A 12,396-nucleotide genomic window follows, 5' to 3' on the forward strand; every position below is an offset into this window, starting at 1 on the left:
CGACGCTTCCGACGAAATTCGGATGGATGCGTCTGTTGTTTGGGAGGAAATCCATGAAACGTTTCGTCACCGGCGCGTCCGCCGGCGTAATCGCGCTGGCAATCGGCGCGGGCTCGGCAATGGCGCAGGAACTGCCCGGTAAATTCGACGGCGTCACGATCGACGCCAAGCTCATCGGCGGCCAGCAATACGAGGCGCTCTACGCGCGCATCGCCGAATGGGAGCAGGCGACCGGGGCCAAGGTCAACGTCGTCTCCAAGAAGAACCATTTCGAGCTCGACAAGGAGATCAAGTCCGACATCGCAACCGGCACGATAAGCTGGTGCGTGGGCTCCAACCACTCCTCCTTCGCGCCACAATATCCGGGCATCTACGCCGATCTTTCCGCGCTGCTTCCCAGCGAGGAGATCGAGGCTTTCGTTCCGGCCAATATCGCCGCCTCCACGCTCGGCGGCAAGCTGGTGATGCTGCCGCGCGCGCAGTTCGACGTTTCGGCGCTCTATTATCAGAAGAGCCTTTACGAGGACGAGGCCAAGGCGGCCGAGTTCAAGGAGCAGTACGGCTACGACCTGGCGCCGCCCGAGACATGGGAACAGGTCGCCGACCAGGCCAAGTTCTTCGCCAACCCGCCGGATTTCTACGGCACGCAATATGCCGGCAAGGAAGAAGCCATCAATGGCCGCTTCTATGAAATGCTCGTCGCCGAAGGCGGCGAATATCTGAACGCCGATGGCGAGCCCGCCTTCAACTCGGAAGCCGGCGTGCGCGCGCTCGACTGGTTCGTCGACCTCTACAAGGCCAGGGCCGTTCCGGCCGGCACCACCAACTATCTGTGGGACGATCTTGGTCAGGGCTTTGCCTCCGGCACCGTCGCGCTCAATCTCGACTGGCCGGGCTGGGCCGCGTTCTTCAACGATCCGGCTTCCTCCAAGGTCGCCGGCAATGTCGGCGTGAAAGTGCAGCCGAAGGGATCTTCGGGCAAGCGCACCGGCTGGTCCGGCCATCACGGCTTCTCGGTTACCGAAAGCTGCGGCGACAAGGAAGCCGCCGCGTCGCTGGTCTGGTGGCTGACCAACGAGGACAGCCAGAAGCTGGAAGCCTCCGCCGGCCCGCTGCCCACTCGCACCGCGGTCTGGGAATGGGTGGTTGCCGAGGCCGAAGGCGATGCCTACCGCCAGGAAGTGCTCACCGCATTCCAGCAGGCGGCCGAGCATGCGTTCCCGGTACCGCAGACGGCTTCATGGATCGAGATCTCGAATGCCGTCTATCCTGAGCTGCAAGCCGCCATTCTCGGCGACAAGACATCTCAGCAGGCGCTCGACGAGGCTGCCCAGAAGGCGACGGAAATCCTCGAGGATGCGGGCGAACTATAAGCTCCCAACGGGGGAGGGCTCAAGATCCTTCCTCGCATGACGGCCAACTCCGGCGCGCCGAAAGGCGCGCCGCCTTTTCTGAAACCGTGAGTGTCGACAGACCCTGATCCTACAGATGCGTTTGACGCCGCGCCCTGCGGTACCCCCCTCTGCCCTGCCGGGCATCTCCCCCTCAAGGGGGGAGATTGGCTATCATGAACGGTTTCGCCAAACTCTAGAAGACGAAGCGAAACATCGATGAAGAAATGATCTCCCCCCTTGAGGGGGAGATGTCCGGCAGGACAGAGGGGGTGTGAAGGGCGCGGCGTGGAACGCAACTGGAGAACGAACTTGAGGCGAAGCATCCCATGAAAAGCTGGCGACTACCGGCGCCCTTCCTGCTCCTCTTGCCGACCTTCATCGTACTGGCCGCCGTTGTCGTCGTGCCGCTGCTGCTTTCGCTCTATTCCAGCTTCACGCCCTTCAGGCTGACACGGCCCGATTCCATCTGGATCTTCATCGGGTTCCGCAATTACGAGCGGCTTCTGGCCGACTGGGACTTCTGGGTGGCTTTCGGCCGCACGGTCCTGCTCCTGACCGTCGCGCTCAATCTGGAAATGATCCTCGGGCTGGGGCTCGCCATGCTGGTGGAAAAGGCCACGCGGGGCCAGCGAGCCTTACGCACCGTCATGATGTTTCCGATGATGTTCTCGCCCATCCTCGTGGGCTTCCAGTTCAAGTTCATGTTCAACGACAATATCGGCCTCATCAACAACGCGCTGCAGTCGCTGGGGCTGACCGACCGGGCGATCCCCTGGCTGATCGACGGCACGCTCGCCTTCATCGCGATTCTGACGGCCGAAGTCTGGTCCTCGACCTCCGTCTTCGCGATCTTCATCCTGTCCGGGCTGATGGCCATGCCGAAGGAGCCGATGGAGGCCGCCCGCGTCGACGGCTGCACGCCGTGGCAGACCTTCCGCTACGTCACCTGGCCCTTCATCATGCCTTTTGCCTTCATCGCCATGACCATCCGCTCTCTAGACATCGCCCGCGCCTATGACATCGTGAAGATCATGACCGATGGCGGACCGGCCAAGCGCACCGAGATCCTGTGGACGCTGATCGCCCGCACCGGCTATTCCGACGCACGCATGGGACTGGCCAACGCGATGGCCTATTTCGCGATCTTCCTGTCGATCGTGTTCACGGTCATCTTCTTCCGCAAACTGGCGCAGGCGCGCAGCCAGATCGGGGCGGAGTGGTAGAGATGGACAAGAACGCCACACACCGCGTCAAGCGCGGCTTTCTCAAAGCGGCCCATCTTTTTGGCCTGTTCATCGCCATGGCGATCATCTGCCTGCCGGGCCTTTGGATCGTATTGTCCTCGCTGCGCCCGACGGTCGAGATCATGGCCAAGCCGCCAGTCTGGATTCCGAGAAACCTTTCCTTCGACGCCTATATCGCTATGTTCTCGGGCGTCGGCCAGGGCGGCATTCCGGTGATCGAGTATTTCCGCAATTCGCTCGTCATCTCCGTCACCTCGACGGTGATCGCGCTCGCCATCGGCATGGCCGGCGGCTACGCGTTCGCGCGCTACCGCTTTGCCTTCAAATCCTCGATCTTCCTGGGCTTCATGCTGACGCGGACCGTGCCCGGCATCGCCCTGTCGCTTCCGCTCTTCTACGTCTATGCGAAGCTCGGCATCATCGACACGCATTTCGGGCTGATCATGGCCTATGTCGCGCTCAACGTGCCCTTTACCGTGTGGCTGATCGACGGCTTCTTCCGCCAGGTGCCGAAGGACCTGGCGGAAGCCGCACAGATCGACGGCTGCACGCGCTGGCAGGCCTTCTGGCAGGTCGAGTTTCCGCTGGCCCGCCCCGGCATCGCCTCGGCCGGCATCTTCGCCTTCCTCATCTCGTGGAACGAATTCGCGCTCGCCTCGCAGCTCACCCGCTCGGTGAACTCGAAGACATTGCCGGTCGGCCTCCTCGATTACACGGCCGAGTTCACCATCGACTGGCGCGGCATGTGCGCGCTGGCTGTGGTGATGATCATCCCGGCGCTGACCCTCACCTTCATCGTCCAGAAGCACCTCGTATCGGGCCTCACCTCCGGCGCGGTGAAAGGATAAAATCATATGGCACCCGTTTCCCTAAGCAAGCTCGTAAAGCGCTACGGCGCGACCCAGGTGGTGCACGGCATCGACCTCGATGTCGCCGACCGCGAATTCATCGCCCTTGTCGGCCCGTCGGGCTGCGGCAAGTCCACCACGCTGCGCATGATCGCGGGGCTGGAGGACATTTCGGGCGGCGACATCCGCATCGGCGGCCACATCGTCAACGACCTGCCGCCGCGCGCCCGCAACATCTCCATGGTGTTCCAGTCCTATGCGCTCTACCCGCACATGACGGTGGCGGAGAATATGGGCTTCTCGCTGAAGATCGCCGGCAAGGACAAGGCCGAAATCGAAACGCGCGTGGCCGAGGCGGCAAAGACGCTCAGCCTGGAAGCCCTCCTGGAACGGCGACCCTCGCAGCTTTCGGGCGGGCAGCGCCAGCGGGTGGCGATGGGCCGCGCCATCGTGCGCAACCCGGAGGTCTTCCTGTTCGACGAGCCGCTGTCGAACCTCGACGCCAAGCTGCGCACGCAGATGCGCACCGAGATCAAGAAGCTGCACGCCAAGGTGCAGTCGACGGTCATCTACGTGACCCACGACCAGGTGGAGGCGATGACGCTGGCCGACCGCATCGTCATCATGCGCGACGGCCATATCGAGCAAGTGGGAACGCCCGAGGACGTGTTTCACCGCCCGGCCACGCTGTTCGTTGCCGGCTTCATCGGCTCCCCGCCCATGAATCTGCGCGAGGCCGTCGTCAGCGACGGCAAGCTGATGTTCAGGGGCGGCGACACGCTGCCCATCCCCGCCCGGTTCCGCGAGAAGGTGGCGGTCGGGCAGGAAGTGGTCTTCGGCCTGCGCCCCGACGACCTTTATCCCACCGGGCATGGCATCCATTCGGGCGAGGCCCACGAGGTGCACGAGATGGAGCGCACCGTCTCCATCACCGAACCGCTGGGCAACGAGACGCTGGTCTTCGTCAATTTCGACGGGATGGAATGGGTTTCCCGCATGCTCAACCCCCGCCAGATGAAGCGGGGCGATACCGTCAATCTCTCCTTCGACCTGTCGCAGGCGCATCTGTTTGAGGCCGGCACAGGCAAGAGCCTGAGGAGCTAGAGCCATGGCGCGCATCGAGAAAGTCGAGCTGCGGATGGTCGACCTGGTGCCGAAGGTCAAGCGCACCGACGCCATCCAGAGCTTTATCAGCCAGGAAACGCCCATCGTCGTCGTCACCGATGCGGACGGGGCGACGGGCCTCGGATATTCCTACACGATAGGCACGGGCGGCTCCTCGGTGATGCGGCTTCTGGCCGATCATCTGGCGCCCCGCCTGATCGGCCGCGATGCCGACCGCATCGAGGCGATCTGGCACGAGCTGGAATTCGCCACCCATGCCACCACCATCGGCGCCATCACGGCCATCGCGCTTGCCGCCGTGGACACGGCGCTTTGGGACCTGCGGGCAAAGAAGCAGGGCCTGCCGCTGTGGAAGCTGGCCGGCGGCGCCAGGGACCGGGCGCCGCTCTACACCACCGAGGGCGGCTGGCTGCATATCGAGGCCGAGGCGCTGGTCGAGGATGCGCTGGACGCCAGGGCGAAGGGCTTCACCGGCTCCAAGGTGAAGATCGGCAAGCCGTCCGGCGCCGAGGATTTCCGCCGGCTGGAAGCGGTGCGCAAGGCGGTCGGCGACGACTACGAGATCATGACCGACTGCAATCAGGGTTTCACCGTGGACGAGGCGATCCGCCGCGCGGCGCGCCTGCGCCCGCTCGATCTCGCCTGGATTGAGGAGCCGCTGCCGGCCGACGACATAGACGGGCATGTGCGCCTCAGCCGTTCGACTTCGACGCCGGTCGCCATCGGCGAATCGCTTTATTCGATCCGCCATTTCCGCGAATATATGCAGAAGGGCGCGTGCTCCATCGTGCAGGTGGATGTGGGGCGCATCGGCGGCATCACGCCGTGGCTGAAGGTTGCGCACATGGCCGAAGCCTTCGACATCCCCGTCTGCCCGCATTTCCTGATGGAGCTTCACGTCAGCCTCGTCTGCGCGGTGCCGAACGGGAAGTATGTGGAGTATATTCCGCAGCTCGACGACATCACCGGCAGCCGCATGAAGGTCGAGGACGGCTACGCGGTCGCGCCGTCCGAGCCGGGGCTGGGCATCGACTGGGACTTCGACGCGCTGAAGGCGCGCAGCATCGCCGACGTCACGACCGAGATAACCGCCAGGGGAGGATGACATGCAGCGCATGGGAATGGTCATCGGCCTGAAGCCCGAAAAGGTCGAGGAATACAAGCGCCTGCACGCGAAAGTGTGGCCGGACGTTCTTGCCATGATCTCGGCCTGCAACATCCGCAACTATTCGATCTTCCTGAAGGAGCCGGAGAACCTCTTGTTCGGCTACTGGGAATATCACGGCACCGATTTCGCCGCCGACGCGGCGAAGATGGCGGCCGATCCCGCCACGCAGAAATGGTGGGATGTCTGCATGCCCTGCCAGGAGCCGCTCGAAACGCGGGGCAAAGGCGAGTGGTGGGCCATGATGGAGGAGGTTTTCCATCATGATTGAGTTCGACCCTTCAAGCCTCACCCAATCCTGGCCCCTGCCTTCCAAGCCGCGCCCGATCGTCACCTTCGGCGCCGGGTCCATCGTCGGCGACGCGCATTTTCCGGCCTACCGCAAGGCCGGGTTTCCCATCGCCGGCCTCTACGACCCGGACCGGGAGAAGGCGGAGACGCTAGCCGCCAAATGGGACGTGAGGGCGTTCGGCAATATCGAGGAAGCGGCGGCGGTCGAAGGCGCCGTGTTCGACCTTGCCACGCCGCCCTCGCGCCATGCCGAAGTTCTGTCCGCCCTGCCCGACGGAGCGGCGGCGCTGATCCAGAAGCCGATGGGCAGCGACCTTAACGAGGCGACGCATATCCTCGCCCTTTGCCGCCAAAAGAAGCTGGTGGCGGCGGTCAACTTCCAGCTCCGCTTCGCGCCCATGATGCTGGCCCTGAAGGACGCCATCGCCAAGGGCCATCTGGGCGAGGTCGTCGACTTCGACGCCTGGCTGGCGCTCGCAACGCCCTGGCAGCTCTGGCCTTTCCTCAAGGGCCTGCCGCGCATCGAGATCGCCATGCATTCGATCCATTATCTCGACCTGATCCGCCAGATCCTGGGCGATCCGCAGGGCGTTCACGCAAAGACGCTCGGCCACCCGAACCATGACGTGGCGCAGACCCGCACCAGCGCGATCCTCGACTATGGCGACAAGGTGCGCTGCGCGCTGTCGGTCAATCACGATCATGATTTCGGACGCAAGTACCAGGCCTGCGAGTTTCGCATCTGCGGCACGAAGGGCGCGGCCTATCTCAAGCTCGGCGTCAATCTCGATTATCCGCGCGGCGAGCCCGATATTCTGGAGATCCGTCCCGCCGGCGGCGCGGACTGGGTGAACGTGCCGCTGGAAGGCACCTGGTTTCCCGATGCCTTTGCCGGCCGCATGGCCAATCTCCAGCGCTTTGCCGGCGGCGAGGACGATGCGCTGGTCAGCTCCGTCGAGGATGCCTGGAACACGATGGCGCTGGTCGAGGCCGCCTATCGCTCCAGCGCCGCGCCGGCCACACCCCTGCCACGGAGGCCCTGATGGAAATCACCACCTATTTCGAAGACTACGAGATCGGCTCCGGGCGCACGAGCTTCGGCCGCACGATCACCGAGACCGATTTCGTGGTGCATGCCGGCCATACGGGCGATTTCTTCCCGCATCACATGGATGCGGAGTTCATGAAGAAGTCCGAGTTCGGCGGGCGCATCGCCCACGGCACGATGGTCTTCGCCATCGGCATCGGGCTGACGGCGAATGTCATCAACCCGGTCTCGTTCTCCTACGGCTACGACCGGCTGCGCTTCGTCAAGCCGGTCTTCATCGGCGACACGATCCGCACCCGCACCACGATCGTGGAAAAGCGCGACGACCCCAAGCGCCCCGACATGGGCCGGGTCGTGGAGCGCTGCGAGGTGCTGAACCAGAAGGACGAGGTGGTGCTCGCCGCCGATCACCTTTACATCGTCGAACGTCGCAACAAGACGGCATGAGATAGGGGCTTTCCATGAACCTTGAGAACAAAACCGTACTGATCACCGCCGCCGCGCAAGGCATCGGCCGGGCAAGCGCGCTCGCCTTCGCGCGCACTGGGGCAAGAGTGATCGCCACGGACGTGAACGAGAAGGTGCTGGCCGAGCTCGACGGCGAGACGAATGTCACGACGGCGAGGCTGGACGTGCTCGACAATGACGCGGTGAGGAAGCTGGTCGCCGAGATCGGCGCGGTCGACGTGCTGTTCAACTGCGCCGGCGTGGTGCATGGCGGCTCGATCCTCGAAATGAAGGACAGCGATCTGGAATTCGCCTTCGACCTCAACGTGAAGGCGATGATACGCACCATCCGCGCCGTGCTCCCCGGCATGCTGGAGCGCGGCGACGGGGCGATCATCAACATGTCATCCGTCGCCTCCAGCATGAAGGGCGTGCCGAACCGTTTCGCTTACGGAACGACCAAGGCCGCGGTGCTGGGCCTGACCAAGGCGGTCGCCGCCGACTATGTCGGCCAGGGCATCCGCTGCAACGCCATCTGCCCCGGGACGGTGGACAGCCCTTCCCTGCAGGACCGCCTCAGGGAGACCGGCGACTATGATGCCGCGCGCAAGGCCTTCATCGCCCGCCAGCCCATCGGCCGCCTAGGCACGGCGGAGGAGATCGCCGACCTTGCGGTCTATCTCGCCGGCGCCACCTACACGACCGGCCAAGCCTATGCCATCGACGGCGGCTGGACCATCTGAAACCTTGTAAGGGATACAAATCATGAAGCTAGTTCGCTATGGCGCGCCGGGCGCGGAAAAGCCCGGTCTGATCGATGCCGACGGCAATATCCGCGATCTCTCCGGCAAGATCGACGATGTGGCGGGAGCCGCCATTGCTCCCGAAAGCCTTGTCGCTCTCTCCTCGCTGGACGCGGCCGCGCTGCCGCTGGTGGAAGGTAATCCGCGCCTTGGCCCCTGCGTCACCGGCACTGGAAAATTCGTCTGCATCGGCCTCAACTATGCCGACCATGCGGAGGAATCCGGCCTGGCCGTGCCGCCGGAACCGGTCATTTTCATGAAGGCCACGTCCGCCATCTGCGGACCGAACGACGACCTCGTCATCCCGCGCGGTTCGGAAAAGACGGACTGGGAAGTGGAGCTTGGCGTCGTCATCGGCAAGACAGCCAAATATGTGAGCGAGGAAGAGGCGCTGGACTACGTAGCCGGCTATTGCACGGTGCATGACGTTTCCGAGCGTGCCTTCCAGATCGAGCATCAGGGCCAGTGGACCAAGGGCAAGTCCGCCGACACGTTCGGCCCGACCGGCCCCTGGCTGGTGACGAAGGACGAAGTGGCCGACCCGCAGAACCTGCCCATGTGGCTGAAGGTCAATGGCGAGACCATGCAGGACGGCACCACCGGCACCATGGTCTACGGCGTGGCGCATCTGGTTTCCTATCTGTCGCGCTTCATGTCCCTGCAGCCGGGCGACATCATCTCCACCGGCACGCCGCCCGGCGTCGGCATGGGTCAGAAGCCGCCGCGCTATCTGAAGCCCGGCGACGTGGTCGAACTCGGCATCGAGGGGCTAGGCGTCCAGAAGCAGACCTGCGTCGCGGATAAGTAGCTCTACAGTTGCGATTGACCGCTGCGGCCTTCACACCCCCCTCTGCCCTGCCGGACAGAGGGGGGCGCAGAGCGCGGCGGCAAATCGCAACTGCGAACTGCGCATTGAACCAACGCATCGCGCTTTGCGAAAGCCGATGCCATAGACAGAGACAGCCCGTGACCCGCATAACCGACCTGAAAACCCACGATCTGCGGTTTCCCACGTCCCAGTCGCTCGACGGCTCGGATGCGATGAATCCGGATCCCGATTATTCCGCCGCCTATGTCGTCCTCGAAACGGACATGGCGGGGCTGGAAGGGCATGGGCTGACCTTCACCATCGGGCGCGGCAACGATATCTGCTGCGCGGCAATCGAGGCCATGCGCCATCTGGTCGTGGGCCTCGATCTCGACTGGATCAAGGAAGATCCCGGCCGCTTCTGGCGGCATGTGACGAGCGACAGCCAGTTGCGCTGGATCGGCCCCGACAAGGGCGCCATGCATCTGGCCACCGGCGCGGTCGTCAACGCCGTCTGGGATCTATGGGCCAAGGAAGCGGGCAAGCCGGTGTGGCGGCTGGTGGCGGAGATGACGCCCGAAGAGATCGTCTCCATCGTCGACTTCCGCTATCTCACCGACGCCATCACGCCGGAGGAGGCGCTTGAAATACTCAAGCGCGCGGAGCCCGGCAAGGCCGAACGCTTGGCCATTCTAGAGAACGAGGGCTATACCTGCTACACGACGTCCGCCGGCTGGCTGGGCTATCCCGACGACAAGCTGCGCCGGCTCTGCCAGGAAGCCGTGGATGCCGGTTTCGATCATGTGAAGCTGAAGGTCGGGCGCGACCTGGAAGACGACAAGCGGCGGCTGGCGATTGCCCGCGAGGTGCTCGGCCCCGATCGCCATCTGATGATCGACGCCAATCAGGTGTGGGAGGTCGACCAGGCCGTTTCATGGCTGAAGGAACTGGCCTTCGCCAATCCTCTCTTCATCGAGGAGCCGACCAGTCCGGACGATGTGGCCGGCCACCGGAAGATCCGCCAGGCGGTCGCGCCGATGAAGGTGGCGACAGGCGAGATGTGCCAGAACCGCATCATGTTCAAGCAGTTCATCGCCGAGGGCGCCATCGACGTGGTGCAGATCGATTCCTGCCGCATGGGCGGGCTGAACGAGGTGCTGGCCGTGCTGCTGATGGCGGCGAAATACGACCTGCCGGTCTGGCCGCATGCGGGCGGCGTCGGCCTGTGCGAATATGTGCAGCACCTGTCGATGATCGACTATGTGGCGGTCTCGGGCACGAAGGAAGGCCGCGTGATCGAGTATGTCGATCACCTGCACGAACATTTCCTCGACCCCTGCATCACCCGGAACGCGGCCTATATGCCGCCCCGCCTGCCGGGCTTTTCCATTCAGATGAAGCCGGCTTCGATAAAGGCGTATCGGGTGGGTGGGTAGGTTTATCGGGCTTGGTGTTGGCACTGAGTTGTGATTTACCGCCGCGCCCCTTGTCACCCCCCTCTGCCCTGCCGGGCATCTCCCCCTCAAGGGGGGAGATCATCTCTTCATCGACGTTTTACTTCTTCTTCGAGGTTGGCGAAACCGGCCATGACAGCCAATCTCCCCCCTTGAGGGGGAGATGCCCGGCAGGGCAGAGGGGGGTGCGAAGGGGCGCGGCGGAAACGTGACTATTGGATCAAGGCGAAACCGTTACATCCTTCTTCGGCCGCAGGAAGCGGCCGATGAGGACCGGGGCGACGAAGCCGACGATGGCAAGTACCCAGATCGTGATGGCGATGGGCGAACCCCACAGGATCGAATATTCGCCGTCCGAGATCGTCAGCGCGCGGCGCATGTTCTTTTCCATCTCATTGCCGAGCAGGATGCCGAGGATAACCGGCACCAGCGGCACGTCGAGCTTGCGCAGGACATAGCCTCCCACGCCGAAGCCGATCATCACCAGGAGGTCGAAGGTCGAGCCCGACAGGCCGTATATGCCTACGAAGGCGATCATCGCCACGGCCGGCATGAGATATTTCGTCGGCACCTGCAGCACCCGCACAAAGATACCGACCATCGGCACGTTGAGCAGGAGCAGCATGATGTTGCCGATGAACAGCGCGGCGATGAGGCCCCACACGACATCCGGCTGCTGCGTGAAGAGCAGCGGGCCGGGGGTGATGTTGAGCGCCATCAGCATGGCCAGAAGCACGGCGGTCGTGCCGGAACCGGGTACGCCCAGCGCCAGCATGGGCACCAGCGCGCCGCCAGCGGCCGCGTTATTGCCGGCCTCGGGCGCCGCCACGCCGCGCGGATCGCCCTTGCCGAAAGTGCCATCCTTGTCGCTTATGCGCTTCTCCATCGTGTAGGACACGAAGGAGCCCAGCGAAGCGCCCGCCCCCGGCAGGACGCCGGCAATAAAGCCGACAATGGTGCTGCGTCCCATGGCGCCCGCCGTCTTCTTGAGCATCGAGAGCGGCGCCGTGATGCGGTTGAGCTTGGTGGCCGAAGCCTCCGGCGCCTCACCCTTGGCGTGTTCGAGAAACAGCAGTACCTCGGAGATGGCGAACAAGCCGACAATGGCGATCAGGAAGTGGATGCCTTCGTAAAGATGGATCTCGCCGAAGGTCAGCCGCGGCACGCCGGTCTGATGATCGACGCCGACCATCGCAATGCCGAGACCCAGGGCGGCCGCGATGACCGCCTTCGCCTGATTGCGCGCGGCAATGCCCCCAAGTGTCGCAAATGCCAAGGTAAAGAGCGCGAAATATTCGGCCGGGCCGAACAAGAGCGCGACCTTGACGAGCTGCGGTGCCAGGAACACAAGGCCCCAGGTGGCGAAGAAGGCACCGACGAAGGAAGCGATGCCCGACAGCGCCAGCGCCTCGCCGGCCTTGCCCTGCTGCGTCATAGGGTAGCCGTCGAGCGTGGTCATCAGCGCCGGCTCATCGCCCGGTATGTTGAGCAGGATCGAGGAGATACGCCCGCCATACATGGCGCCGTAATAGACCGAAGTCAGAAGGATCAGCGCCGGCGTGGCCGGCAGGCCGAGCGTGAAAGCGAGCGGAATGAGGATCGCCACGCCATTGGAGGGCCCAAGCCCCGGCAGCGCGCCGATGATGGTGCCCAGAAAGCAGCCGATAAGGGCCAGCCCGAGATTCTGCCAGGTGAGCGCGACAGCGAAGCCGTCGGCAAGGCTTGCGAGAACGTCCATATCGAGTCTCCTGCTTAGACCAGTTCAACGC

General features: G+C 63.9%; 12 protein-coding genes. 11 read left to right on the top strand and 1 reads right to left on the bottom strand.

Translation table 11 applies throughout. The annotated features are described in order from the left end of the window. The first annotated feature begins 53 nt into the window (after nucleotides 1–53). From N1058_RS10085 to N1058_RS10135, 11 genes are all read left to right on the top strand, one after another. Nucleotides 54–1,373, top strand: a complete 1,320-nt coding sequence (locus tag N1058_RS10085; protein ID WP_420847966.1) for an ABC transporter substrate-binding protein — start codon at nucleotides 54–56, stop codon at nucleotides 1,371–1,373. Between the two features lie 347 nt (nucleotides 1,374–1,720). Then, nucleotides 1,721–2,617, top strand: coding sequence for a carbohydrate ABC transporter permease (locus tag N1058_RS10090; RefSeq protein ID WP_265517381.1), 897 nt, complete (start codon nucleotides 1,721–1,723; stop codon nucleotides 2,615–2,617). Between the two features lie 2 nt (nucleotides 2,618–2,619). Further along, nucleotides 2,620–3,486 (top strand): carbohydrate ABC transporter permease, encoded by an 867-nt coding sequence (locus N1058_RS10095; protein WP_265517382.1) that lies wholly within the window; start codon nucleotides 2,620–2,622, stop codon nucleotides 3,484–3,486. A 6-nt stretch (nucleotides 3,487–3,492) separates the two neighbouring features. Continuing rightward, nucleotides 3,493–4,590, top strand: coding sequence for an ABC transporter ATP-binding protein (locus tag N1058_RS10100; RefSeq protein ID WP_265517383.1), 1,098 nt, complete (start codon nucleotides 3,493–3,495; stop codon nucleotides 4,588–4,590). 4 nt (nucleotides 4,591–4,594) lie between these two features. Beyond that, the gene (locus N1058_RS10105; protein ID WP_265517384.1) at nucleotides 4,595–5,716 is read left to right on the top strand and encodes a mandelate racemase/muconate lactonizing enzyme family protein; all 1,122 of its coding nucleotides are present in this window, start codon (nucleotides 4,595–4,597) and stop codon (nucleotides 5,714–5,716) included. 1 nt (nucleotide 5,717) lies between these two features. Next, entirely contained in the window at nucleotides 5,718–6,047 is a 330-nt protein-coding gene (locus tag N1058_RS10110; RefSeq protein WP_265517385.1) for an L-rhamnose mutarotase, read from the top strand. Beyond that, nucleotides 6,040–7,110: a Gfo/Idh/MocA family protein gene (locus tag N1058_RS10115; protein WP_274709221.1), complete on the top strand. Its 1,071-nt coding sequence runs from the start codon at nucleotides 6,040–6,042 to the stop codon at nucleotides 7,108–7,110. Before N1058_RS10110 ends, N1058_RS10115 begins: the two co-directional genes overlap by 8 nt. Next, nucleotides 7,110–7,562, top strand: a complete 453-nt coding sequence (locus tag N1058_RS10120) for a MaoC family dehydratase (protein WP_265517386.1) — start codon at nucleotides 7,110–7,112, stop codon at nucleotides 7,560–7,562. The genes N1058_RS10115 and N1058_RS10120 overlap by 1 nt, the downstream gene beginning before the upstream one ends. Before the next feature lie 14 nt (nucleotides 7,563–7,576). Beyond that, nucleotides 7,577–8,305: an SDR family oxidoreductase gene (locus N1058_RS10125; protein ID WP_265517387.1), complete on the top strand. Its 729-nt coding sequence runs from the start codon at nucleotides 7,577–7,579 to the stop codon at nucleotides 8,303–8,305. Nucleotides 8,306–8,327: 22 nt separating this feature from the next. Continuing rightward, on the top strand, nucleotides 8,328–9,173 hold the full coding sequence (locus N1058_RS10130) for a fumarylacetoacetate hydrolase family protein (protein ID WP_265517388.1): 846 nt from the start codon (nucleotides 8,328–8,330) through the stop codon (nucleotides 9,171–9,173). Nucleotides 9,174–9,331: 158 nt separating this feature from the next. Then, complete coding sequence (locus tag N1058_RS10135; protein WP_265517389.1) at nucleotides 9,332–10,609, top strand: L-fuconate dehydratase; 1,278 nt, start codon at nucleotides 9,332–9,334, stop codon at nucleotides 10,607–10,609. A gap of 238 nt (nucleotides 10,610–10,847) precedes the next feature. Here the strand turns inward: N1058_RS10135 and N1058_RS10140 are convergent, their stop codons facing one another. Beyond that, the gene (locus N1058_RS10140; protein ID WP_265517390.1) at nucleotides 10,848–12,365 is read right to left on the bottom strand and encodes a tripartite tricarboxylate transporter permease; all 1,518 of its coding nucleotides are present in this window, start codon (nucleotides 12,363–12,365) and stop codon (nucleotides 10,848–10,850) included. Nucleotides 12,366–12,396: the final 31 nt, after the last annotated feature.

The organism is Nitratireductor luteus (genome assembly GCF_026162365.1).
Lineage (GTDB): Bacteria > Pseudomonadota > Alphaproteobacteria > Rhizobiales > Rhizobiaceae > Chelativorans > Chelativorans luteus.